Below are 25,825 nucleotides of genomic sequence, written 5' to 3'. Positions count from 1 at the left end.
ACAAAAAACAGAAACCGGTTTCAGTACGATACTGTGCATTCGGCTGGCAGGTTTCAAGCACAAGGCTGTACCCGGTTTCATTTTCGTGGCGCAGTTCAAACAAATAGATAAATGATTGTAAAATGCTGAAAAAACCAGCAGATAAAACTTGATGCAGAGCAGGCTCGCAAACGTTTGCTTTCCCTGTTAGAATTGCGCCGAATTTAACTTTTACTGCAAGTAAACATGTGGGGAAGCAGGCAGTGACCGATAAAACCTCTCTTAGCTACAAAGATGCCGGTGTTGATATTGATGCAGGTAATGCTCTGGTTGATCGAATCAAAGGCGTAGTAAAGAAAACGCGTCGTCCGGAAGTTATGGGTGGTCTGGGTGGCTTCGGTGCGCTGTGCGCATTGCCGCAAAAATATCGTGAACCGGTACTGGTTTCCGGCACTGATGGCGTTGGTACAAAACTGCGTCTGGCGATGGATCTGAAACGCCACGACACTATCGGCATTGACCTCGTCGCAATGTGCGTCAACGACCTCGTGGTTCAGGGCGCTGAGCCGCTGTTCTTCCTCGACTACTATGCAACCGGCAAACTGGATGTGGACACCGCAGCCAGCGTCATTAACGGGATTGCCGAAGGCTGCCTGCAGTCTGGCTGTGCGCTGGTCGGTGGGGAAACAGCTGAAATGCCGGGGATGTACCACGGCGAAGATTACGACGTGGCAGGTTTCTGTGTTGGCGTCGTCGAAAAATCAGAGATTATCGACGGTTCTAAAGTGGCTGACGGCGACGTACTGATTGCGCTCGGCTCCAGCGGTCCGCACTCCAACGGTTACTCTCTGGTGCGTAAAATCGTTGAAGTCAGCGGTTGTGACCCGGAAACCACCGAGCTTGAAGGTAAATCGCTGGCCGACCACTTGCTGGCTCCGACCCGCATTTACGTAAAATCCATTCTGGAACTGATCGAGAAGGTTGATGTGCACGCCATTGCCCACCTGACCGGCGGCGGCTTCTGGGAAAATATTCCACGCGTTCTGCCAGACAACACGCAGGCCGTGATCGACGAGTCTTCCTGGCAGTGGCCAGCCGTCTTCAACTGGCTGCAAACGGCGGGTAACGTCAGCCAGCATGAGATGTATCGCACCTTTAACTGCGGCGTAGGTATGGTTATCGCCCTGCCAGCTCCGGAAGTGGACAAAGCCCTGGCTTTGCTCAATGAGAAAGGTGAAAACGCATGGAAAATCGGTATCATCAAAGCTTCTGATTCCGAACAGCGTGTGGTCATTGAATGAAAAACATTGTGGTGCTCATTTCCGGTAACGGAAGCAATTTGCAGGCGATAATAGACGCCTGTGAACAGAAAAAAATCAATGGCACCATACGTGCAGTATTCAGTAACAAGGCCGATGCGTTCGGCCTTGAGCGCGCACGCGAAGCGAATATTCCGGCACACTCGCTGGAAGCCGCCCAGTTTGCCAGTCGCGAAGCCTTCGACCGCCAACTGATGCAAGAAATTGACGCCTGGGCGCCGGATGTCGTGGTGCTGGCCGGTTATATGCGCATCCTCAGCCCGGCGTTTGTCGCGCACTATTCTGAACGATTGCTGAATATCCACCCGTCTTTATTGCCAAAGTATCCCGGCCTGCATACGCACCGCCAGGTACTGGAAAACGGCGATGAAGAGCATGGTACCTCCGTCCACTTCGTCACTGATGAACTGGACGGCGGACCGGTTATTCTCCAGGCCAAGGTTCCGGTATTTGAAGGCGACAGCGAAGATGATGTCACGGCGCGGGTTCAGGCTCAGGAACATACCATTTACCCACTGGTGGTAAGCTGGTTTATTGATGGTCGCCTGAAAATGCGTGATAACGCTGCATGGCTGGATGGCATCCGCCTACCGCCACAAGGCTACGCCGCCGACGAATAATAAAATTCAACCTGTAAGCCGCATGTCACCATCCGGCTTACAGGCATAACTACCTTTTCCGGTTAATACCACCGGTATTCATCTACGCTCCCCCTTTCTCTTTGCTATCAGACGGTTTATTGTCATATTTTTCTGGCACAGTTGGACATCTGAGAGCAATGCTCGCCATAATAAATCGGTAGTGTCCCGTGAATGAAACGGAGTAAAAGTGGTAATGGGTCAGGAAAAGCTATACATCGAGAAAGAACTCAGTTGGTTAGCGTTCAACGAACGTGTACTCCAGGAAGCTGCTGATAAGTCAAACCCGTTGATCGAACGGATGCGTTTCTTAGGCATCTATTCCAATAACCTCGACGAGTTTTATAAGGTTCGTTTTGCCGAACTGAAGCGCCGAATCATTATTAGCGAAGAACAGGGTTCAAACTCTCACTCCCGCCATCTGTTAGGCAAAATCCAGGCCCGCGTATTAAAAGCCGATCAGGAATTTGACGGTCTGTACAACGAGTTGCTGCTGGAGATGGCGCGCAATCAGATTTTCTTAATCAATGAACGCCAGCTATCGGCCAATCAGCAGAGCTGGTTGCGTCATTACTTCAAACAATATCTTCGCCAGCACATCACGCCGATCCTGATTAACCGCGAGACGGATTTAGTCCAGTTTTTGAAAGATGACTACACATATCTGGCGGTAGAGATTATCCGCGGCGATACAATCCGCTACGCGCTGCTGGAAATCCCTTCTGACAAGGTTCCCCGTTTTGTGAATCTGCCGCCGGAAACTCCGCGTCGTCGCAAGCCGATGATCCTGTTGGACAACATTTTACGTTATTGCCTTGACGATATTTTCAAAGGGTTCTTTGATTACGACGCACTTAACGCCTATTCGATGAAAATGACCCGTGACGCCGAATACGATTTGGTGCACGAGATGGAATCGAGCCTGATGGAGCTGATGTCCTCCAGCCTGAAACAGCGTCTGACCGCAGAGCCTGTGCGTTTCGTCTATCAGCGCGACATGCCCAATGCGTTGGTCGAGGTGCTACGTGAAAAACTGACGATTTCTCGCTACGACTCGATTGTTCCCGGCGGCCGTTACCATAACTTCAAAGACTTTATTAACTTCCCCAACGTTGGCAAAGCCAACCTGGTGAATAAGCCGCTGCCGCGTCTGCGCCACATCTGGTTCGACAATGAGAAATTCCGTAACGGATTTGATGCAATCCGCGAGCGCGATGTGCTGCTGTATTACCCGTACCACACCTTTGAGCACGTTCTTGAACTGTTGCGCCAGGCGTCTTTCGACCCGAGCGTACTGGCAATAAAGATCAACATCTACCGTGTGGCAAAAGACTCGCGCATCATCGACGCGATGATCCATGCCGCGCATAACAGTAAAAAAGTCACCGTGGTAGTGGAATTACAGGCGCGCTTTGATGAAGAAGCCAACATTCATTGGGCCAAGCGTCTGACCGAAGCGGGCGTTCACGTCATCTTCTCCGCGCCGGGTCTGAAAATTCACGCCAAACTGTTCCTTATCTCGCGTAAAGAAGGTGATGAAGTCGTGCGCTATGCTCATATCGGGACGGGCAACTTCAACGAAAAAACGGCGCGGCTGTACACCGACTACTCGTTGCTTACCGCTGATTCACGCATCACCAACGAGGTTCGCCGGGTGTTCAACTTCATCGAAAACCCGTATCGTCCGGTGACGTTCGATTATCTGCTGGTTTCTCCGCAGAACTCACGCCGTCTGCTGTACGCCATGATCGACAAAGAGATCGCCAATGCGCAGCAAGGCCAGCCTTCCGGTATCACGCTAAAACTGAACAACCTGGTCGATAAAGGCCTGGTTGATCGTCTCTATGCGGCCTCAAGCTCAGGCGTACCGGTTAATTTGTTGATTCGCGGTATGTGCTCTCTGATCCCGAACCTGGAAGGCATCAGCGATAATATTCGCGTGATAAGCATTGTCGACCGCTACCTTGAACACGACCGGGTTTATATTTTCGAAAACGGTGGCGATAAGCAGGTATACCTCTCCTCTGCAGACTGGATGACCCGCAATATCGACTATCGTATCGAGGTCGCCACTCCGCTGCTGGACCCGCGCCTTAAGCAGCGCGTGCTGGATATTATCGATATCCTGTTCAGCGACACGGTGAAGGCTCGCTTCATCGATAAAGAACTCAGTAATCGCTACGTACCACGCGGAAACCGCCGTAAAGTTCAGTCACAATTGGCGATTTACGACTACATCAAATCACTCGAGCAACCTGACTAACGCTATGCCAATACACGACAAGACTCCACGACCGCAGGAATTTGCTGCGGTCGACCTTGGTTCAAACAGTTTCCATATGGTCATTGCCCGCGTGGTAGATGGCGCAATGCAGATTATCGGGCGGCTGAAACAGCGCGTTCATCTGGCGGATGGTCTCGGCGAAGATAACAAGCTGAGCGAAGAGGCAATGGAACGCGGATTAAGCTGCCTGTCGCTGTTCGCCGAACGCCTGCAAGGCTTTCCCCCGTCAAGCGTATGCATCGTGGGAACCCATACTTTGCGTCAGGCGCTGAATGCGACCGATTTTCTCAAGCGAGCGGAAAAAGTCATCCCCTACCCGATTGAGATTATCTCCGGTAACGAAGAAGCCCGACTGATTTTTATGGGCGTGGAGCACACTCAGCCGGAAAAAGGCCGCAAGCTGGTTATCGATATCGGCGGTGGCTCAACAGAACTGGTGATCGGCGAAGATTTCGAACCCAAGCTGGTCGAAAGCCGCCGTATGGGCTGCGTCAGTTTTGCCCAGATGTATTTCCCGGGCGGTGTTATCAGCCGGGAAAACTTCCAGCGTGCCCGCATGGCGGCAGCGCAAAAGCTTGAAACCTTAACGTGGCAGTTTCGCATTCAGGGCTGGAACGTCGCAATGGGCGCGTCAGGCACGATTAAAGCGGCACACGAAGTGCTGCTGGAGATGGGTGAAAAAGACGGTTTTATCACCCCCGAACGCCTGGACAAACTGACATCTGAAGTGCTGAAGCATGCGTCATTTGATGCGCTCAGCTTGCCAGGATTGTCAGAAGAACGAAAAGCAGTGTTTGTACCCGGACTCGCGATTCTGTGCGGCGTTTTTGACGCGTTGGCTATCCGCGAACTTCGCCTTTCTGATGGCGCACTACGCGAAGGCGTACTGTACGAGATGGAAGGACGTTTTCGCCACCAGGACGTTCGCAGCCGTACCGCCAGCAGTCTGGCGAACCAGTACAACATTGACAGTGAACAGGCCCGGCGCGTACTGGAAACAACGATGCAAATGTACGACCAGTGGCATACGCAACAGCCCAAACTAGCCAATCCTCAACTGGAAGCATTACTGCGCTGGGCAGCGATGCTGCATGAGGTTGGGCTGAACATCAACCACAGCGGCTTACATCGCCACTCTGCTTATATCTTACAAAACAGCGATTTACCGGGGTTTAATCAGGAACAACAACTGATGATGGCAACATTAGTTCGTTATCATCGCAAAGCGGTGAAACTGGATGACTTGCCCCGCTTTACACTGTTCAAGAAAAAACAGTTTCTGCCGTTGATTCAACTGTTACGCCTCGGCGTGCTGCTGAATAATCAGCGTCAGGCGACCACCACGCCGCCAACCCTGACTCTGATAACCGACGACAACCACTGGACCTTACGTTTCCCGCATGACTGGTTTAGCCAAAATGCGCTGGTGCTGCTCGATCTGGAAAAAGAGCAGCAATACTGGGAGGGCGTAACCGGCTGGCGTCTCAAAATTGAAGAAGAAACCTCACCCGATATCGCCGCATAAACTCAGAACAGGTGCCAGCGCGTCTGGCGCCTGTTCTTCCAGCGTTTCATGCAATGGCTGTGGTTTACCAATCAAGTACCCCTGCATGTAGTCAATCCCCAGCGAAATTACCGCACTGCGTATTTCTTCACTTTCGACGTACTCTGCAACCACCAGCATTCTTTTCATCCGAGCCAGATGGCAAATAGAGGCCACGATTTGGTAGTCGAGGCTATTCGAAACGATACTGCGAATAAAGCTGCCATCAATTTTCAGGATATCGGCACTCACATTCTTCAGCCGCGCATAGCTGGCGTAACCCGTCCCAAAATCATCAATCGCAATCTGACAGCCCAGTGATTGCAGCTGCAGTAACGTTGCCTGTGCCTGTTCCGCATTGGTTAAGGCGTTGCTTTCCGTGACTTCAAAAATCAACTGCCACGCTTCAACCTTATACTTAACCAGTAGCTGCTTGATGTCATGCGGAAGTCGGGCGCGACATATCGACGTGGGTGACAAGTTAATGGCAAACCGACGGGCGGGCATTTTTTCCCGATTCTGTGCCATAAACTTCAGCGTATTTTCAATCACCCACATATCGATGCTGGACGACAAGCCAAACTCATGCGCGATCGGCAAGAAGCAATCAGGCGGGATGGTTTCACCGTCATCTCCCTCAAGGCGCAGCAGGATTTCATGATAAACGTCGCCGCGTACGCCAAAAATCGGCTGCGCCATCAGGAAAAAACGATTGTGCTCCAGCGCCAGCTGTAGACGATTCATCATCGCAACCTTATCTTTCAGGTCACGTTGCAAGTGCATGACGCCTCGGCGCTGCAAGTTCTCTGGTGAATTGGTCGCCAGAGAAAGCTCGGCAATGGTGCTTAACTCTCCCAGTAACAGATAGATATGGTTAACAGGAGAACGGACACAGCAAAAACTGATCCCCACCTGCGGCTGTAAAAGCATGCCATCCCAAATAAAACGGAACTGCTTGATATGCCTGTCCAGGGCTTCAATGCGCTCCTGATACGACTCAGTGTTAAAACGCAAAACTAAGTCATTACCCGATAACTGATAGACATGCTCATCCTGTGCCAACAGTGGCGTTATCCACTGTGAGAGTTTTTGCTTGTACTGGATACGCAGCATAATGCCGTAATTTTTTACCAGTAGCTCCATGCCCGGAACACGCAAAAAGCAGAGCACTGACCATGGCGTTTTTTTCAAATCCCGGTTCAATGCGCGCAAATTTGGCAGATGCACCATCGGATCAAAGAATGCCAGACGATGGTTGCGCCGGGTAACAAAGCGTTGGCGCGTTGCCAGTACGGCAATGAAGTTCACGATGAAGGAGAAAACAAGATAACTCGATGAGGTAATGGCAAGCTGGGTATCGTAGCCAGAATACCAGGGCATATAGCGCTGGTAATAATGAATTGCGGTAATAAGTACGACAGACCATATCAGCGAAATAAATCTGTAACCGTAACGCATTGCTCCCCAGAGCATGACAGGTAGCAACAACGACAGAGTATAATTTGTGCTGAATATTGAGCTTTGTTCATTTAACGGCATACACAGCAATGCCATAAGTACAGCCAATATAATCAGCCAGACCGCAAACTCAGTTTTGGTAACTTTGGTATCAAACTGCTGCTTTAATTGAGAAAAATAGCCTCTGACATGCAAAGGGTTGCGGATCGTGCGAATAATAAAGTAGCACAAAGGAACCCCAATCAGATTCCCGACCAGCATAGCCTGATAGTTGATCAACGTGCCAGTATTAAAGGGCATAACCCCCACCATGCCGGATTTACTCTCATAAACGCCCACAAATGCGGCAAACTGGAAGAGGATCAGAAACAGCGTCGCCGGGCAGAAGACCTGCCAAAACATGCGCTGAAACATCAGGTGGGAGTTACCGTGAGATACGTTGTTCCGCCGGGGTGCAAATACTTTATACCCTCCCCAACTCAGCACTATCGTTACAATAAAGTGCGAAATTATTGAGAGCGTTTCAAATAACCCAACCTGCGGATATTTGTAGCAGATAATGGAAATGATAATTCCCGGCAATGCCGCCCAGCCAAAAAATAGCATCAGGCTAATCATCAACGCCAAAGGCATGTAGAAAAGAATTACGGTCCCAGTACTAATATGGGCATAGGTATTGGCAGTGCTCAATATAGGCAACAGCAAAGATGGTATGATGAGAGGTAACGCCCACCATCTATCTCTCATACAAATATAATTTTTATTGAGTTTCATAGATGCTCAGTAGAATCCCGCACATCCTGCAGGGGGTATTCAGACAGGCATCCCACCTGACTCTAAAACGATGAAGTTAAATACATTACTATGTCTCATCGATTTTAGTTATCAGTAAAGGGTGACGTTTGATATATATCAAAAAAAAAGCCCCTCATTAATCAATTATTACTATTTTCATCGTTTCTTATCGTTAATTCATTATTAATGCAAATAATAATATTAATTTTCATAACATATGAGGATAAAACAACTGAAGCAATTTTACATAACGAAAAATTGACCATTGCCTCACAGTATGCCTTAATGTGAGTATCGCCCTCAGTTGGGTACACTACAAGGAACCTTTTGTGAGCCAGGTTACCAGCCTACGCAAACGACACCGATTTAATAGTCGCATGATCCGGATCGTACTGCTTATCAGCTTTCTCTTCTTCTTCGGACGCTTCGTCTACTCCGCTATAGGTGCGTGGCACCACCACCAGAACAAAAAAGACTCTCAGCAGATCACCCAGCCGCAACAGGCATCTCCTGCTCAAACCGACGTGCGCTGATCGCTCGCGCCTGTAATATCTCAGCATTAAGATTCCTTACCGGATGGCTAATCGCCTGAAATTTAACCATCCGGTAAGGGATTTGAGTGATGAAAAAATACGTTGCCTTACCCACCACACGCACGGAGTTATCCGATAACAGACCGTGTTTTTCGCACAAATTCACAATCTTTTAATCTCACTTCACTGCACCATTCGCGCTCATTTTTACGCTCCGATTTACTGGGTATAAAAAGACACACTGTGTTCAAATAGACGTCAATTAATATCACCAGAAAATATCACAGGTGAAAGCATTAATATTATGTATGAAATTAAATGCTTATTTGAATCATTACCATTTTAAATTCTACAGGGTAATACCATGAGTGGTTTTTCATTATTTCCGAAAATAAGCAGCGGTCTTGAATGGATCGCTGGACACAGCGATGCGGTTATTCAATTCGGCTGGAATATCGTTGCCGCCGTAATTTTACTGTTTGTCGGTAAATTTGTCTCTCGCCTGATCTCCAGTGGTCTGGAAAAATTACTTTTAAAACGTAAAGTTGACCGAACCATTATCCAGTTCTTCACCGCGCTGGTACGTTACATTACCCTCGCCTTTGCCGTTGTTGCCGCATTGGGTCGCGTCGGTATCGAAACATCCTCCATTATTGCCGTCATTGGTGCCGCCGGGTTGGCCATTGGACTCGCGCTACAAGGATCGCTTTCCAACTTTGCCGCTGGCGTACTATTGGTCTCCCTGCGTCCATTCCGCGCCGGAGAAGTGGTACAAATTGGGGCAGTCACCGGAACGGTGGAAAAGGTACATATTTTCTCCACCACCCTGCTCACCGCCGACAGCAAAGAAGTGGTCATTCCAAACGGTAAGATCATCGCTGACAATATCATTAACTATTCCCGCCACCCTTTCCGCCGTATCGATCTGGTGATTGGCGTCGGCTATCAGAGCCGGATAGCTGACGTTAAGCGCGTGATTAACCATATTATCGATCAGGATACCCGCATCGATAAGCAACGTGGGGTAACCGTTCGTCTGGGCGAACTGGGCGCTTCAGCATTGAATTTTTACGTCCGCGTATGGGTGCCCAACATCGAATACTGGAATACCTATTACGATTTGCTGGAAAACATTAAAGAAGCCCTGGACGCCAACCATATCTCCCTGCCGTATCCGCAGATGGATATTCGCGTTGAGAACGTAGCCCCCCAATCTCAACCCCAGCTACAGTTGGTTGATTAATTCACAGCGCTTCGGTATGAGCGCAATAAAAAACCCTCTATAAAAAGAGGGTTTTTTTTTACATATTACCGGTTCAGAAACCGCTAACAGAAAGGGCTATTATTCCCACTCAATGGTAGCCGGTGGCTTACCGCTGATATCATAAACGACGCGGGAAATGCCGTTCACTTCGTTAATGATACGGTTAGAGACGCGGCCTAAGAAATCATACGGCAGGTGTGCCCAGTGCGCGGTCATAAAGTCGATGGTTTCTACTGCACGCAGGGAAACAACCCAGTCGTACTTACGGCCATCGCCCATGACGCCAACGGAACGTACCGGCAGGAACACGGTGAACGCCTGGCTGACTTTGTTGTACAGGTCAGCTTTGTGCAGTTCTTCAATGAAGATAGCATCCGCGCGACGCAGCAGGTCGCAGTACTCTTTCTTCACTTCGCCAAGCACACGTACCCCCAGCCCCGGTCCCGGGAACGGGTGACGGTACAGCATGTCGTACGGCAGGCCCAGCTCCAGACCAATCTTACGCACTTCGTCTTTGAACAGCTCACGCAGCGGCTCAACCAGCCCCATCTTCATCTCTTTCGGCAAACCGCCCACGTTGTGGTGAGATTTGATAACGTGCGCTTTACCGGTGGCAGATGCCGCGGATTCGATCACGTCCGGGTAGATGGTGCCCTGTGCCAGCCACTTAACGTCTTCCAGCTTCAGCGCTTCTTCGTCGAACACTTCAACGAATACGCGGCCGATGATCTTACGTTTCGCTTCCGGGTCGTTCTCGCCTTTCAGCGCGTCGAGGAAACGCTGTTCGCCTTCAACGTGAACGATGTTCAGGCCGAAATGGTCACCAAACATATCCATTACCTGCTGGGCTTCGTTCAGGCGCAGCAGACCGTTGTCGACGAACACGCAGGTCAGGTTTTTTCCGATTGCACGGTGCAGCAGCATCGCAGTCACAGAGGAGTCAACGCCACCGGACAGACCGAGGATAACTTTGTCATTGCCAACCTGCTCACGAATGCGGGCAACGGCGTCATCGATAATTTTTGCCGGCGTCCACAGCGCTTCACACTGGCAGATATCGCGCACAAAACGCTCCAGCATGCGCATGCCCTGACGGGTGTGGGTAACTTCCGGGTGGAACTGCACGCCATAGAAGCGTTTTTCTTCGTGCGCCATGATAGCAAACGGGCAGCTGTCGGTGCTGGCAACGGTCACGAAACCTTCCGGAATGGCAGTCACTTTGTCGCCGTGGCTCATCCACACATCCAGCAACGGTTTGCCGTCTGCGGTCAGGGAGTCTTCAATACCGCGGACAAGCGCGCTGTCGGTCTGCACTTCAACCTGCGCATAGCCGAATTCACGTTCGTTAGAACCTTCAACATGACCACCGAGCTGCATTGCCATGGTCTGCATGCCGTAGCACACGCCGAACACCGGCACGCCCGCATTGAAAACGTATTCCGGCGCACGCGGGCTGTTTTCTTCAGTGGTACTTTCCGGGCCACCGGAAAGAATAATACCGCTTGGGTTGAATTCGCGAATTTGTGCTTCCGTAACATCCCATGCCCACAGTTCACAGTAGACGCCCAGTTCACGTACGCGACGTGCAACCAGCTGAGTGTACTGCGAGCCAAAATCGAGGATGAGAATGCGATGTTTATGAATATTGTCTGTCATTGACGCTAATTCCGAGGCAAGTGAAACAAATTCGCCCGGCATATAGCCGGGCGCGGAAACTTATCAGGAGCCCATGCGGTAGTTAGGGGACTCTTTGGTGATGGTCACATCGTGAACGTGACTTTCCTGAATACCCGCACCGCTGATGCGTACAAACTCTGCTTTCGTTCGCAGCGCGTCGATAGTACCACAGCCGGTCAGCCCCATACAGGAGCGCAGGCCGCCCATCTGCTGGTGAATGATCTCTTTCAGGCGGCCTTTATAGGCTACGCGGCCTTCGATACCTTCCGGGACCAGTTTGTCAGCGGCGTTATCGCTCTGGAAGTAACGGTCAGAAGACCCTTTGGACATCGCGCCCAGAGAACCCATACCGCGGTAAGATTTGTAAGAACGGCCCTGGTACAGTTCGATTTCGCCCGGGGATTCTTCAGTACCCGCCAGCATGGAACCAACCATCACTGCGGCAGCACCAGCAGCAATCGCTTTAGCGATGTCGCCGGAGAAACGAATACCGCCATCGGCGATAACCGGAATACCGGTGCCTTCCAGCGCTTCAACGGCATCAGAAACGGCGGTGATCTGCGGAACACCGACGCCGGTCACGATACGGGTAGTACAGATGGAGCCAGGGCCAATACCCACTTTAACAGCGCTGCAGCCAGCTTCAGCCAACGCGCGAGCACCTGCGCCCGTAGCAACGTTACCGCCGATAATCTGCAGATCAGGATATTTAGCGCGAGTTTCACGAATACGCTGCAGTACGCCTTCAGAGTGGCCGTGAGAGGAGTCAATCAGCAGTACGTCAACGCCCGCGGCAACCAGCGCGTCAACACGCTCTTCGTTACCTGCGCCCGCGCCAACCGCAGCGCCCACGCGCAGACGACCATGCTCGTCTTTACAGGCGTTAGGTTTACGTTCGGCTTTCTGGAAATCTTTAACGGTGATCATACCGAGCAGATGGAAGCTGTCATCAACAACCAGCGCTTTTTCCACGCGACGTTCGTGCATTTTAGCGAACACCACTTCACGTGATTCACCTTCACGAACGGTAACCAGGCGCTCTTTCGGCGTCATATATACGCTAACCGGCTGGTTCAGGTCAGTCACAAAACGCACGTCACGGCCGGTGATGATACCGACCAGTTCGTTATCTTCAGTCACCACCGGGTAGCCTGCAAAGCCGTTACGCTCGGTCAGTTCTTTCACTTCGCGCAGAGTAGTGGTTGGCAGTACGGTCTGTGGGTCAGTTACCACGCCAGATTCGTGTTTTTTCACGCGGCGAACTTCTTCAGCCTGGCGCTCGATGGACATGTTTTTGTGGATAAAACCGATGCCGCCTTCCTGGGCCAGGGCAATTGCCAGGCGCGCTTCCGTCACGGTGTCCATTGCTGCGGAGAGCATAGGAATGTTCAGGCGAATGGTTTTCGTCAACTGGGTGCTGAGGTCAGCAGTATTCGGCAGAACGGTAGAATGAGCGGGAACGAGGAGGACGTCGTCAAACGTCAGGGCTTCTTTTGCGATACGTAGCATGGGCAATATCTCACCTGGGAGGTTATTAAATATTGCCGCGGCATTATACAGAGCGTAACCGATTGCATCCACACTTTTTTGCAAAAAAACCTTGCGCTCCTCTGTGAGCATGTTACTTTCGACTGAATAACCTGCTGATTTAGAATTTGATCCCGCTCACATGTTATCCTCTCAGACCACCTCAATTTTTACCGTAAGCCGCCTGAATCAGACGGTTCGTTTGCTGCTTGAGCAGGAAATGGGGCAAGTGTGGATCAGCGGTGAAATCTCCAATTTCACTCAGCCGTCCTCCGGTCACTGGTACTTCACGCTCAAAGATGACACCGCTCAGGTTCGCTGCGCGATGTTTCGCAACAGCAACCGCCGGGTAACGTTCCGCCCGCAGCACGGGCAACAGGTGCTGGTGCGCGCCAACATTACATTGTATGAGCCGCGTGGGGACTACCAGATAATTGTTGAGAGCATGCAGCCTGCGGGTGAAGGTCTGTTGCAACAGAAGTATGAGCAACTGAAGGCCAAACTGCAGGATGAAGGGCTGTTCGATCAGCAGTTCAAAAAAACGCTGCCCTCACCGGCCCACTGCGTCGGGGTGATCACCTCGAAAACCGGAGCAGCGCTACACGATATTCTCCACGTATTGAAACGCCGCGACCCTTCCCTGCCCGTTATTATCTATCCAACCGCTGTCCAGGGCGACGATGCGCCGGGGCAGATTGTGCGCGCAATTGAGCTGGCAAACGCCCGTGGCGAGTGTGACGTATTAATCGTCGGGCGCGGCGGCGGCTCGCTGGAAGATTTGTGGAGCTTTAACGACGAGCGCGTAGCACGGGCGATATTTGCCAGCCGCATTCCGGTGGTGAGTGCCGTCGGCCATGAAACCGATGTGACCATTGCCGATTTTGTCGGCGACCTGCGCGCGCCAACGCCGTCGGCGGCCGCAGAAATTGTCAGCCGTAATCAGCTCGAACTGCTGCGTCAAATTCAGCATGGTCAACAACGTCTGGAAATGGCGATGGATTACTATCTCGCCAACCGAACTCGCCGATTTACCCAGCTTAATCACCGCTTGCAACAGCAGCATCCGCAGCTGCGTCTGGCCCGTCAGCAGACCGTGCTGGAACGACTGCGTCAGAGAATGAACTTCGCACTTGAGAATAAAATTAAACAGGCCAATCAGCGTCAGCAGCGCATGCTGCAGCGGCTGAACCAGCAGAGCCCACAGCCGCGCATTCATCGCGCGCAGTCACGGGTGCAGCAACTGGAATATCGACTGGCGGAAAATATCCGTGCGCGGCTAAGCGAGCAGCGCGAGCGTTTCGGCAACGCGGTCACCCATCTGGAAGCCGTCAGCCCACTGGCAACGTTAGCGCGCGGCTATAGCGTCTCCACCGCACAGAATGGAGAGGTGCTGAAAAAAGTAAAACAGGTGAAAGCGGGCGATCTACTGACCACCCGACTGGAGGACGGCTGGATTACCAGCGAAGTTCACAACATTACCCCAACTAAAAAGCCACGCCGGTCGCAATAACGTTCTTACTTGCCTCGTTCTATGTGAGCATTTACGGCACAATACAGGCCCCATAGCCTATCCCGCCCGAATTCGACCCCGTCGGGGTTGTTGGGCAATTTGTGATGCCCCCTTCATTTAACGAAACCTCGCAATAGTTATACGTCGAAGGTGTACGGCTCACATAACGCAGTACAGACACAGGCCATCCGTTAGCTGTTGCTATCTGTTCGTCTCTCATTTTCTCCAGTAAACTTTTTTCCGGGAAATAGGCCACCCCACCACAGTTATTGCTCATATCATAGCCAGTACCAGTATCTCGAGAATAGACACCGGCCCATGATTCATAATTATCCGTCCTCTGGTCCGTTGCTCCAGGGGATTCCCTATACAGCAGCGGCCGGTGTAGCGTTATGCTATCAACACTTAGAGTGTCCGGCATATGACCCCACATAGCGGCGCTGTTGCTGTCCGGGCTGGTTATTACGGTAAATATCACGTCAAGCGTTGAGGTGGTTGCTAGCAACACATCATTGGTCGCGGTAACCGTTAGCGCCGTTTTTAACCCCAGGCTCGCATCCTGGCGCACCGTAAAGGTTGCCGTACCGTCAGCCCCAGTTACACCGCTAAACACGACGCTGGTTGTCGTCATTGATGTCGTTGACAACGAAGGAGACAGCGCCTGCAATGTTAAATCGTCTGCGCCATTCACTGTGTATGCAGTACCGTTCCGACTTTCCGCATCAGATCGACTCAGGGTAAACGGCTCATTTGGCATTGGATTACCAGCGCGGTCTTTCACCGTCACCGTCAGCGGAATAACTTCGCCTTTCTTCACTACAGCTGCTGCTTTCGCCACATCCATCACCGTCGAGGTCAGCGTGATTAAGCCAGGGATATTACGCGCGTCAACCAGACAAGCCTGCATCTCTTTCGTTGAGGAATTCGTCTGCTTGGATACCTGACCAGTATTCAGGTTCAGAGTGTGATAGGCATTTCCTGACTTTAAATCAGCCGGCCACCAGAGCTGATCGGATTTCACCGGCCAGCCATACTGCGCTTCCAGCGTACCATGAGGATAACGCTGATACAGCGCCTGTTGGTCGCTCATCATCGGCGTAAACGCAATACCGCATACGGATTTATCCGTCGAAAGCACCTGCCCAGGCGTCGGCGCGGCCCATTTTTCGTTATTGTACAGGAGATAACCTACCCCCGACGGTGCTTCTGCCTGCAAGTGGGGACGCTGATAAACAACGTTATCCGGTCCCGGCACCGTCTCCGGCATATGCCCCCAGTAATCTGCTGACGCCACATCAGGGCTGGTAATGACGGTAAAGGTGGTGTCTTTGCTGGCCTTCACCAGGCTGTCACTTGCCAGGCTGGCGGTAATAGTCGTTTTCAGCCCGGTGGTATTGTCCTGATTTAATGTTAACTGCAACATACCATCCTCACCGGTCGCTTCATACAAGCTACTGTTGCCAGTGAAGTTGGTCAGTACCGTCCCCAATGGCGAAGTGGGGGTGAGCGTCATGGTTGCCGCACTGGTGGATACCGATGTATTGCTGCGGGAGGATGAAAAGCCGCGCATCACCCTCACAACCGTATTCGCCTGCGGCCTGCCGGCTGCGTCCGTCACGGTTACGGTTACCGGTATCGCCTCGCCTTTTTTCGCCACAAAAGCCTGTTTTTCTTCATTCCACGCGCTGGAGTCAAGGGAGATGAACGACTCATGCGCCGTGGTCAGACACAATTGTGCAACATTACTTACGGTCGATGCTGAGTTCGTGTTGATAACACCCGTCTTCAGACTCATATATTGATACGCCAGCGAGGTTTGACTTTTTATCGCCATATCACCCGCCCACCATGATTTCGACGTTATCATCGGGAGGCCTAAATCTGTCGCTAACGCGCCATTCGGATGACCTTGAGACAATGAGGTCAAATCAGCGGCTCGCGGCATCCGGTTCATTGCGCAGGCGCCACGTCCTTTCTCGATGTTTTTCACCGTATACCACTTTTCATTATTCTCTATAACGGCAGTCGTATCAGTGGCTGAATCCAGCTCATCCATAAGTCTGGGACGCATAAATTCAGTGCCGTTGCTGGCGGTGAAGGTTTCCGGCATATGGCCCCACATATTGGCTTTATTGCTGTCCGGGCTGGTGATTGTCGTAAACACCGCAGGCAGCGACGCAGTAACCGTTGTGCTGTTATATAGACCGGCGGTCAGCACGTTTTTGACGCCTGGCCCACTACTCTCAGCCAAATCGACAGCCAGCGTACCGTCTGCGCCCGTCACGCCGTAGTATGTTCCGTTGAAACTCCAGCTCTGCGACGCCTGCCCGCTCTGCGTCAGTTGCATCGTTGGCGTACTCCAGGTGGTATAAGTAGTGGTACGGGCTGTTCCTTTGTCACGTTTAAGGGTAAATGGGATATTCCCCACCGGGTTGCCAGCGGCATCGGTGGTGGTGATCAGCAGTGGAATGGTATCGCCCGTTTTTACCTTCACCGCCTGCGCAGTGGCATCCTGCGTCAGCGTTGACGTGAGCGTAATCAATACCGCCTGCGCCGTCTGCGTATCCGAACAAATCTGGTACTGTCTCCCGTTAGCGTCCGTCGCGGATAATGTCTGATGGCTGCCATCGTCCAGGTCAACTGCCGAATAACGTGAGAACGTTTCAGTCGAGAACGAGCTACTGTAGGTGCCGCTCCAGTAAGAACGGTCAATAGGCCAGCCCTGCACTGTTTTGATACTTCTGTCAGGATATTTACTGTACAGAGAATCCAGCGAACTGACCGTGGGATAGTAGCCTTTGGCGCAACTGTCCGGATTGCTCTTACCGCTATCAGGCCCATAGAACCCGGCCCACACCTCGTTATCTTCCGTATAGCTCGCCACATTGTTGGTGCTGCTTAACTCCCCGTACAGCTGCGGCCGGTGGTAGCTCGTACCGTCTGCCGCCGTCAGCGTGTCCGTCATATGCCCCCACAGCGTCGCCTTGTCCGAGTCGGGGCTGGTGACCACCGTAAAGATGGTGTCGAGGCTGGCACTCACGCTGGCATTGCCGTACAGCGCCGCCGTTATCGCCACTTTAGTGCCATGCGTATCCGGGCGGGTCACATTGATGATTTTGCTGCCGTCCACGCCCGTCAGGCCGCCGATTTTCGTCGCCGTGTCGTTAACAGATTCGCCGTCAATGACCACCGGCGACACAATACCATCACCGCTGCCAGCGGCATGTTTAACATTCTGTCGGGTAAAACCATCACCACGGCTCATGACAAAAGGCGCTTGCGGCACAGGGTTTCCATTGGCGTCTTTCACCGTGACCTTCAGTTGTAGCGTCTCGCCTTTCTTCACTCTTACCGCATGTACACTATTAACGTTGTTGTCATACCACTGCGACGCATCCACCGGTTCAATGGTGATGGACGCCGCCGCCGGGTTATCGCTGGTCAGGCAACTGACGTAATCCGAAACATCGCCCCCCGCCGTCACCTCTCCACCCGACAACGATATCTGTTGCCAGCTGGACTGGCTGGCGTACGTGACGGACCAGTAGTCCAGCCCCACAGGCCATCCGGCAACCGTATGTATCTCGCCGTCATTGTTGGCATTGTACAAAGTGGTAAGCTGGTCGATACGTGGCAGACGATTAAGCGCACATCCCCCGGCTGCGGTATTTCCCAGCGCATCGGCATGTGTGAGGCGAGCCCAGGTTTCATTCGCTTCATCCTGGGTTCGGGTTGCCCCTGACTCTGCCGCCAGTTTCGGGCGTTCAAACGTGAGATTATCCACTGTTATGACGTCCGCCATATGCCCCCACATATGGGCTTTTGGCGTATCCGGGCTTGTCGGAACGGTAAACTTCACGCTACGCGAGATAGGCGAGTTCAGCAGTGAATCAATCGGTACTACGCTTAGCGGTGTGATTAACCCCACGCCGCGTGGCTGCGCAAGAATAATTTGCGCGTCACCGTTCGCATCCGTCATCCCCTCATACGTCATTGAAGATGTACCCGCGCCATAGGCAACGCTGTCAAATAGCAATTCCCCCTGACTTGGGTCAGTAAAGCCGGTGGTCATCCCGCTGCGATTTTTGCCGAGCCCAATGGTGACTGAAAACTTCACATTCGCTATCGTTGCTCCGTTCAACGCATTTTGTGAATGGACGTTCATTTTGATTTGCTCGCCTGTTTTGGCGACGGGCAGGCGTAACGAGACATCGTCATTGAAATAGACACTCAGTTGAGCCACCATTTCATTGGCTGAACAGGTCAGATAGTGGGCTGAGCCACCGACCCCCTTGCTACCATCGTCCAGATTAAAGTACGCCATCTGCGTGGCATCATCGGCCATATAAGCATCAGACGCCGTCGGCCAGCCGTGTTCTGTCAGGATTTTATTATCAGGATGTGCGCTGTAGAGCGTTTCAAGAGAACCCGTGTCGGGGACTTGACCTGCGCCGCACTGATTCGTGGCAGAGATCAGAGAATCGAAGGTGGCCCATTCTTCGCTATTTTCACTTTGCTGACCGGTTTTATGACTTGTTTCGAACGCCAATAGCGGACGCTTGTAGAGATTACCCTTCTCCACAATACCCCGTTGCATATGGCCATACATATTCGCCCCGTCAACGTCCGGGCTGGTTATCACCGTAAAAATCACATTAAAGGAGAACGTGATGCTTGCGCCTTCATCATCCGCCATCACAATGCGGATCGGCGTTTCTACCCCTACCCCACTGTCATGACTTAACGACAAATGTACCTGACCGTTCGCGTCCGTTACCCCGGTATAGTGTTCCGGGGACGATGCACGCATATCATCACTACGGACAACGACCCGCAGATTATCCCACTCATCTTTATGCTCCCCTTTACGGTTAGAGGCGGGGTCGACAAACAGTTCAAGATAGCGATAAGGCAACGGTTTATTGGTATTCCGGTCAACCACGCTGGCTATCACATCAATCGTCTCGCCGACTTCCGCCTTGTATGGCGCATCGGGAGAAAGTGTGATTTGTGGATACGCTAAAGGCAGCGCTTTATCCACGCAGCTCACAAGTAAAGCCGTACTGTTGCTTTCTCGTATCACCGCCCCGCTCCCCATACTGGTAGCGTAGTGATAAATATCGAGCTGATCTTTCGTGGACGACCAGTAGGTATCAATTGGCCAACCGGGATAGGCCGCCGCGGTGCTGTGGGCGGCCCGCAGCGCTACCAGCTGTTCGGCATCCGGCAAAATGGCACAGTGGTTATCCGCGCTATCCCAGGTAAACTGCGCCCAGCTTTCATTGCTGACAGCAAAAGTAGCACTAGTGCCACTGGTTTCCGCTGTCAGTTTTGGACGCGTGAAGGTATAGGTGACGCCATCGACGTTTGCCGTAGCGCTTTCTTCCATATGCCCCCACATCGCCGCTTTGTCGCTGTCCGGGCTGGTCAGGGTGGTGAAAATGACATCGACGCTGTCTTTTAGCGCCGTATTGTTTGCCGGCATCACCGTCAGGGTAGTTTTTACGCCGGGACCGTTTGCCTGGGTGACGGTCACTGTCGCTTTGCCGTCAGCGCCCGTAACACCGTGGTATTCCGTCGCCGTGGTGGTCAGTTCCGTATCACCAACGTGTACCGGTGCATTATTGTTGACGATGTTCTGGCGGTTAAGCGCATCGCTGCGGGTAATAATAAATGCGGTATTGCCCACCACGTTACCGGCGCAATCGCGGGTGGTAACGGTCAGCGTGATACTTTCCCCTGCTTTGACCTTGGCTGCTTTTAACGTGTCGTCCATCGGCACGGCGCTGAGTGACAGTGGCTCGCCCACGGCGGTAGCTACGTCAATCGCCACTTTTTGTTCGGTTAAAGCAACCGTATTGCTGTGCGGTGTTCCCGTCGACGTAATGAGGTAAAGCGCGGGTAGCGCACTGCTATCTTCCAGCTGCGGCCAGACCACGTAATGCCCGCCGGCCATATTCTGCGCACAGAACGTTTTATTGGCGACCGGCTGCGGGTTAAGCGGTTCATCCGGTGTGGCGGCATCTGCCCAGACTAAACTGATAGCGGGCGTCTGTTCGCTTTCCCAGCGCAGCGGCGGTATGGCGAACAGATCGCCCTCGGTATCGAGCGGATTAGCCAACTGCAGTGCGCTGGCTGAATCGTCAACGCTGAAGTCGCGGGGCATCGCGCTGAAGGCCACAGCGTGCGCTTCACCGGGAGAGAGCACAACGCTGCCCTGATAAACCGGAACGAACGCGCTGTCCGCCGTCGGCGGGGTGCCGTTTATCGCATCCGTAGCTGTGCGCAACTCCTGCCATGCCCCACTTTTTAGTGCAGAAAGTACCGGCACTGCACCCATTAACAGAGCTAACGCCAGTAAAGAGCGATAAACTTTATTCACCTGCCAGATCCCCCATCCTTGAGCAGTCACTACCCATTTATTCTGTGTTCGCGTTTCAACACACTTTGCTTAACCCCGAGCTAAACAAAGGGCGCGGAAAAACCGCTCCCTAAGGAAGCGGTCTTGCACGGTTTTATTTACGTTGGTAGTCGATAGACAAGCCATATCCCTGGACGCCATCGTTGCCGAGGGTAACGCCATCGGCATAATCGAAGGCAGCCTTCGCTTCGGCGTTGGTAAGCGGAATAACCAGATCGCTATTGTTGTAGGTAGCGTTGACAATCCCACCCACAGTACCCAACTGCAGACTGTTACCGGTGAATTTCCAGCGGTAGTTGTAATCACTGGTAACTTCTTCACCTGCATCGTAAGAGCGACTGGCGTTTTTATCTTTCCACAGCAGCACTTTATAGGTGGTGTTGGTTTTAAGTTTGGTGCTCGTGCCCAACAGATTGGTTGTTGTACCCGCCTCGTAGATGACGACGTGGACATTTTCATCGACCACCGGACCTTCCGGAATGTCATCATCGTCAGAACCACCGCCAGCGTTGGTCGACAGATCGTTTAGCAGCAATTCTGTGGCAACATTCGGATCGCCGGTAGTTGTGGTAGGCGTAATTTTAATACCGATGTAGCGATCGGCATCCGCAGCCTGAATTTCATAGGTGTCGCTGCCTTTTGTACCTATCTCTTGTGCATCGCCGCCATTCTGATCGCTATAGCTCATCCACTGCACAGTCGCTTTGGTCGCCGTGTTATCCGCATCCAGGTCACCTTCCGTATCGCCGATAGCCCAGTTGACCTTCACTTTGTCGCCAGCGTGAAACTGCCGGTCACCTTCAGTTGCCACGGTTCGACTACCACGGTCAATCGTCACCGTGACATGTGCTTTATCCGTTTCCGCCGTTTTATCTGCAGCCCGTGTAATCCACGGGATAGTCCCTTGAATAGTACCGGTACTTTCTGTCGCGCTTTGCCACTGACCGGCTTTCAGATTCCCATTAGCCGCGACTGCAGGCACAGCACAATACCCTGCCACAGCCAACGCCAGTGCGACCTTCGTCAGCCGCCGTTTTAATACTAATTGCATCAAGACTCTCCTTTTTCTTCAACATTCAGCGACTGGCTGGTCAGCCACTACGCTGACACTATTTCTGGCTATACACCACGCGTATGCCATAGCCCTGAATACCATCCTGCTCATGAGCAGCGAATTTTTGCGCAGCCTCTCTATTTGTTGCTGGCAACACCAGATCTTCATTGCGGGTATTGGCTTGTGCTCCGGTATTTCCCGTCACGCTTTGCCCGGTAAATTCCCATTGATAGTCATAAAGCGCCATTTCATCTTCTGCCAGTTGTTCTGACATCTGGAAAACGCCGTCTTTATTGGCATCACGCCACAGTACAAATCGATAGGTATTATTGACGACAGGATGCCTATCTTGTTTGCCGCTCAAATTAACGGGAGAAGATGTTTTCATTTGATAAATGAGCGCATTCAACGCATCAAACGCATCACCGGTAAACGTCACGTCAACATAGTTACTGTCGCCGTAGACGTCTTCCTTCGCTTTCCAGCGAAACGTACCAGGAAGCGTACTGGAGAGCGTGACGGTTCCCGCCTTTTTGTCACGGCTGGCAATGAAGACGCAGGGCAATTCGGCGGTACAAGCGGTGGAAGAAAGCGACACCTTTTTGTCATTGCTGTCATAGAGTTCAGGCGCCATAGCCTCATCCACCAGCACTTTACCGTTACGATCGGTCGTATCCCCAAATGAATCGGTCAGCACCAGGTCCATCACAACACCATCGACGCCATCCGCCAAAGCGCTGGCCTCATGGCTATGATCGGTACGATCGGCGTCAGCGACGTTATCGACAATCAATTCGATTTTACGATCCTGCTGGACGGTAATTTCCACAGCACCCGAGTTTTGCTTATTCCCCTTTTCATCTTCCAGGGTCATGCGCACTTTCCAGGTATTTAACTCTGTACGCTGTGCTTCTGTATCCGCGTTGACCCACGCAGGGAGGACCAGATTCCAGCGATTATTATTCCCTTCAGTGAGGGCATCAGCTTTTACCACTGGCATCACTAATGTGCGATTGGCATTATTTTTTGCCTGCCAGGAGGCGGAGATGATTTTGTAGTGATGAGAGACAAGCGCATTGATCGTCCACTTACATTTCTCCAGTCCCACCGCAGACTCAGGCGTGTCTTCAATTACGCATTCAGGATGGACATTGGTCGCATCGGCTTTGAGCCATAATGCAACATCAAGGGGATCCTTTTCACGGTATTCAAGAACGATAAAATTATTACGCTCGACAAAATCGGTACGACTGCCCATTAAAGAGCGCTGAATTTTTACGTTTTCCGGATCAAGCTGAGCCGCCAGGGGCGTACCTAACTGATAAGTGACGGTTGCGTTGATGCTAAGGTCGGCATTATCTCCGGTACCGGCTTTGTAATCTGCACCTAACGTGACCATCGGCACAGGCATGTAATTGAGACCAACGGTTACCGCATGGGGATTTTTTTGTAAATTGTCGGTACCAAATAATGCCACTTCATCGCCATAGTACTTCTCGTAGACTAATTTCCCACCGATCTGTGGATAAAATGACAGCCAGCTTTCAGCCCGAATATCCCATCCCCGAGCAGGGCGCTCTTCATAAAACTCGAAATCCTCAGACTCTTTCCAGTCAGAAAGTGGATGGTAATAGTTGCCAGAGAGTTTCAGATAATCTGTCCATGCCTCAGTGCCCAAACCTAAGCGACGGTGCCCACGGCTAAAATCGTAGTCATAAAAAGCGTTGCCGCCGAGTAACCAATCCCCCACATTTTGACGCAAGCCAAAACCGATATTTCCAATGGTCCGGTCCTCTTTACGCTGCGCGGAGACTTGGCTAAAAATCAATGTATATTGGTTATCGTATAAGGGAACAAAATAGTCGAGAGAGCTACCATCAAGATCGCCACCTTCGCCAACAGATAAACTTGTCCGTACTTTTCCGTACGGTGACATTAACCCTTCTATATACGATTGCGTGGAGGAGGTAATTTGATTTTGCAAATAGCTTTGCGCCTGTGATTTCAACGCGTCAGGCGTCAGGTTTTCAAAGCCTTGTGTCGCAGAGTTAATAAAATAGTCGGCACCTTTCTCTTTAATGGATTGATCTTCGTTATTATGCTGTTCTTTTAGTACCGACTCACTGCCGAGATCGGGCAACGTAGACTCACTTATGTTATTGGTTGCTGCAGGCGCAACAATATTGTCCCCGGCAATAACTGCACCAGAAACGAATAGAACAAGCAAGATAACAAAGCGCGCCCTTCGGGCCATAACATGTTCCTGTATTAACAAAGTTGCTGTACAACAGGAACATTATATTTATGATTCAACCTAATGAATGCCTTTATAACCTAAATATAATCCTAAAAAATCAGCCAGATTATCAAAGCAAGATAAAATATTTGTAATAATAATGATTAAAGCTGATTAGCATTCATAATAAATATTAATCAGCAAAAATTATTCATAATATAATTTATATTATGACATTATATTCCACGCGTTTCTTCGAAATAAGGCCATGGCCGTTCTGACAGAAATAATCCACCGCTCCGCAGGCTTTTAATACTTGCAGTGGCAGATGGCATTCCGGACAACGCGCTTCCAGTTGAATATCTTTGTGACAATGCTCGCAGTGCGCCACACCATTTTGCGGCTCCAGCTCTGCATGACAATCCGGGCAGGTAATCGACATATCGTGTCCTTATACAGAAAATGTATTGCTGCTTTTATTTTAACACCATGCGCTTAATGTGGCCCACGTAACTGCTGCTGCAATGTTAACAGGCACTCCACTTCTTCCAGCCTGCGCAGTGTCGTTTGGCTCACCTCCTGCGGACAACGTTCAAACAAACTTTGCGCTCCCAGAATTTGCTCAGCGAGACAATGGGCGTAAATCGTACCAGTAATGCTCCAGCGTTGTACCACCTCGCCGTCAATCACTTCCAGTACATCTTCTGTACCGCGTCGGTCATGGCTGATAATACGTCCGTCACGCAGATAAAGCCGCAGACCTTTTTGCCCACCAGCTGGCCCCGCATATTTGTTGAGCCAGATATCCAGTGGAATGCCGCTAATCTGCCCCTGAAGATGCGCCTCGCCTTCTGCCGTGGTCAGGTCACTCTGGGGGATATCACGTCCCAGACGGTCTTTAGCACTCACTAACCGCAGCACCATCTCATTATTCCCTCCCAGATACCGTACCGTTTCCCGCAGCATTGCTAACACGTGCGTACCGATATCCAGAATCACGCCATCCGGGTGGCGAAGTTCACGCGTGTCCGGTTCACCGGTGGCAAAGTTAAGCGCTATCGGCTCCCCTGCAGCGTTAAATCCACTTGGCTCCTGCAAAAAACCTTCGATTTTCACAATCTCGGCAAAAGTGCTGACCAACCCTCGTTTCACCGTTTCGATGCGCGCCATCCAGTGGTCGAGTGCCAGTACACGGTCGGCGGCTCCTGGTTGAGCCAGCAGCATTTTCAGTTTTTCAATTTGGGAGAGCGTGGCGACAATAGGTTTTTCAACCACGATACGTGCGATGGGAGAGGCCAGGGCCTGTTCAAGCACCTCAAGGTGATGCAAGGATGCGGTCGTGATGAACAGGGTATCAAGAGGCTGAGTAAGCAGCTCTTCGAGCGACGTACAACGCGTCACGCCTGCTGGCTGTTTTGTGGGTTGAACATCAAACCCCACACAGCGTAATGAATCACCGAAGAGGCTACGTAATGCGGGCAAGTATGCCGTTTCAACGACTGCGCCCAGCCCAACAAACCCTAACAGCATGTTCTCACCTCAAAAGTTGAATTACCGGGGCATAACGTCTGCCCCGGCATCATCGAG

15 protein-coding genes are annotated in these 25,825 nt (G+C 51.6%); 7 read left to right on the top strand and 8 right to left on the bottom strand.

The window, feature by feature from the left end; all coding sequences use genetic code 11:
• Positions 1–242: 242 nt before the first annotated feature.
• The 4 genes from purM (at position 243) to ppx (ending at position 5,745) form a co-directional block, all read left to right on the top strand.
• A complete protein-coding gene (gene purM, locus SK39_RS17940; protein ID WP_003838485.1) occupies positions 243–1,280 on the top strand; it encodes a phosphoribosylformylglycinamidine cyclo-ligase in 1,038 nt (345 codons plus the stop codon).
• Positions 1,277–1,918, top strand: a complete 642-nt coding sequence (purN, locus tag SK39_RS17935; protein WP_003838482.1) for a phosphoribosylglycinamide formyltransferase — start codon at positions 1,277–1,279, stop codon at positions 1,916–1,918. The genes purM and purN overlap by 4 nt, the downstream gene beginning before the upstream one ends.
• A gap of 214 nt (positions 1,919–2,132) precedes the next feature.
• A complete protein-coding gene (gene ppk1 / locus SK39_RS17930) occupies positions 2,133–4,199 on the top strand; it encodes a polyphosphate kinase 1 (protein ID WP_003037917.1) in 2,067 nt (688 codons plus the stop codon).
• Between the two features lie 4 nt (positions 4,200–4,203).
• A complete protein-coding gene (gene ppx, locus SK39_RS17925) occupies positions 4,204–5,745 on the top strand; it encodes an exopolyphosphatase (protein ID WP_003037914.1) in 1,542 nt (513 codons plus the stop codon).
• On the opposite strand, the gene SK39_RS17920 is transcribed toward ppx, so the two are convergent.
• Positions 5,725–7,995, bottom strand: coding sequence for a sensor domain-containing phosphodiesterase (locus tag SK39_RS17920; RefSeq protein ID WP_048217276.1), 2,271 nt, complete (start codon positions 7,993–7,995; stop codon positions 5,725–5,727). The genes ppx and SK39_RS17920 overlap by 21 nt on opposite strands.
• 350 nt (positions 7,996–8,345) lie before the next feature.
• Between SK39_RS17920 and SK39_RS26175 the strand changes: the two genes are divergently transcribed.
• Together SK39_RS26175 and mscS are read left to right on the top strand one after the other, a co-directional pair.
• On the top strand, positions 8,346–8,549 hold the full coding sequence (locus tag SK39_RS26175) for a YfgG family protein (protein ID WP_071524479.1): 204 nt from the start codon (positions 8,346–8,348) through the stop codon (positions 8,547–8,549).
• A gap of 364 nt (positions 8,550–8,913) precedes the next feature.
• On the top strand, positions 8,914–9,792 hold the full coding sequence (gene mscS, locus SK39_RS17910) for a small-conductance mechanosensitive channel MscS (RefSeq protein WP_003838477.1): 879 nt from the start codon (positions 8,914–8,916) through the stop codon (positions 9,790–9,792).
• 99 nt (positions 9,793–9,891) lie between these two features.
• On the opposite strand, the gene guaA is transcribed toward mscS, so the two are convergent.
• Together guaA and guaB are read right to left on the bottom strand one after the other, a co-directional pair.
• Complete coding sequence (guaA, locus tag SK39_RS17905) at positions 9,892–11,469, bottom strand: glutamine-hydrolyzing GMP synthase (RefSeq protein ID WP_003037760.1); 1,578 nt, start codon at positions 11,467–11,469, stop codon at positions 9,892–9,894.
• Positions 11,470–11,532: 63 nt separating this feature from the next.
• On the bottom strand, positions 11,533–12,999 hold the full coding sequence (gene guaB / locus SK39_RS17900; protein ID WP_048217275.1) for an IMP dehydrogenase: 1,467 nt from the start codon (positions 12,997–12,999) through the stop codon (positions 11,533–11,535).
• 160 nt (positions 13,000–13,159) lie between these two features.
• On the opposite strand from guaB, the gene xseA reads away from it, so the two are divergent.
• Positions 13,160–14,527: an exodeoxyribonuclease VII large subunit gene (gene xseA, locus SK39_RS17895; RefSeq protein ID WP_048217274.1), complete on the top strand. Its 1,368-nt coding sequence runs from the start codon at positions 13,160–13,162 to the stop codon at positions 14,525–14,527.
• A gap of 31 nt (positions 14,528–14,558) precedes the next feature.
• Here the strand turns inward: xseA and SK39_RS17890 are convergent, their stop codons facing one another.
• From SK39_RS17890 to SK39_RS17870, 5 genes are all read right to left on the bottom strand, one after another.
• Positions 14,559–20,909: an adhesion domain-containing protein gene (locus SK39_RS17890; protein ID WP_048217425.1), complete on the bottom strand. Its 6,351-nt coding sequence runs from the start codon at positions 20,907–20,909 to the stop codon at positions 14,559–14,561.
• Positions 20,910–21,042: 133 nt separating this feature from the next.
• Complete coding sequence (locus SK39_RS17885; RefSeq protein WP_003838469.1) at positions 21,043–21,999, bottom strand: SinI family autotransporter-associated protein; 957 nt, start codon at positions 21,997–21,999, stop codon at positions 21,043–21,045.
• A 58-nt stretch (positions 22,000–22,057) separates the two neighbouring features.
• A complete protein-coding gene (sinH, locus tag SK39_RS17880) occupies positions 22,058–24,256 on the bottom strand; it encodes an intimin-like inverse autotransporter SinH (RefSeq protein ID WP_048217273.1) in 2,199 nt (732 codons plus the stop codon).
• Positions 24,257–24,461: 205 nt separating this feature from the next.
• The gene (locus tag SK39_RS17875) at positions 24,462–24,680 is read right to left on the bottom strand and encodes a zinc ribbon domain-containing protein (RefSeq protein WP_003838464.1); all 219 of its coding nucleotides are present in this window, start codon (positions 24,678–24,680) and stop codon (positions 24,462–24,464) included.
• Between the two features lie 53 nt (positions 24,681–24,733).
• Positions 24,734–25,768: a Gfo/Idh/MocA family oxidoreductase gene (locus SK39_RS17870; RefSeq protein WP_016150754.1), complete on the bottom strand. Its 1,035-nt coding sequence runs from the start codon at positions 25,766–25,768 to the stop codon at positions 24,734–24,736.
• Positions 25,769–25,825: the final 57 nt, after the last annotated feature.

It is taken from the genome of Citrobacter sp. BIDMC107 (assembly GCF_001037575.1).
Lineage (GTDB): Bacteria > Pseudomonadota > Gammaproteobacteria > Enterobacterales > Enterobacteriaceae > Citrobacter > Citrobacter freundii.
This window is presented reverse-complemented; position numbering and strand designations above follow the sequence as displayed.

What these genes read in the sequence shown, in the direction of transcription:
- ppk1 (WP_003037917.1), top strand. Translation starts at nt 2,133, where the DNA reads ATGGGTCAGGAAAAGCTATACATCGAGAAAGAACTCAGTTGGTTAGCG.
- SK39_RS17885 (WP_003838469.1), bottom strand. Translation starts at nt 21,999, where the DNA reads ATGCAATTAGTATTAAAACGGCGGCTGACGAAGGTCGCACTGGCGTTG.
- guaB (WP_048217275.1), bottom strand. Translation starts at nt 12,999, where the DNA reads ATGCTACGTATCGCAAAAGAAGCCCTGACGTTTGACGACGTCCTCCTC.
- SK39_RS17920 (WP_048217276.1), bottom strand. Translation starts at nt 7,995, where the DNA reads ATGAAACTCAATAAAAATTATATTTGTATGAGAGATAGATGGTGGGCG.
- SK39_RS17870 (WP_016150754.1), bottom strand. Translation starts at nt 25,768, where the DNA reads ATGCTGTTAGGGTTTGTTGGGCTGGGCGCAGTCGTTGAAACGGCATAC.
- SK39_RS17875 (WP_003838464.1), bottom strand. Translation starts at nt 24,680, where the DNA reads ATGTCGATTACCTGCCCGGATTGTCATGCAGAGCTGGAGCCGCAAAAT.
- purN (WP_003838482.1), top strand. Translation starts at nt 1,277, where the DNA reads ATGAAAAACATTGTGGTGCTCATTTCCGGTAACGGAAGCAATTTGCAG.
- mscS (WP_003838477.1), top strand. Translation starts at nt 8,914, where the DNA reads ATGAGTGGTTTTTCATTATTTCCGAAAATAAGCAGCGGTCTTGAATGG.
- sinH (WP_048217273.1), bottom strand. Translation starts at nt 24,256, where the DNA reads ATGGCCCGAAGGGCGCGCTTTGTTATCTTGCTTGTTCTATTCGTTTCT.
- ppx (WP_003037914.1), top strand. Translation starts at nt 4,204, where the DNA reads ATGCCAATACACGACAAGACTCCACGACCGCAGGAATTTGCTGCGGTC.
- xseA (WP_048217274.1), top strand. Translation starts at nt 13,160, where the DNA reads ATGTTATCCTCTCAGACCACCTCAATTTTTACCGTAAGCCGCCTGAAT.
- guaA (WP_003037760.1), bottom strand. Translation starts at nt 11,469, where the DNA reads ATGACAGACAATATTCATAAACATCGCATTCTCATCCTCGATTTTGGC.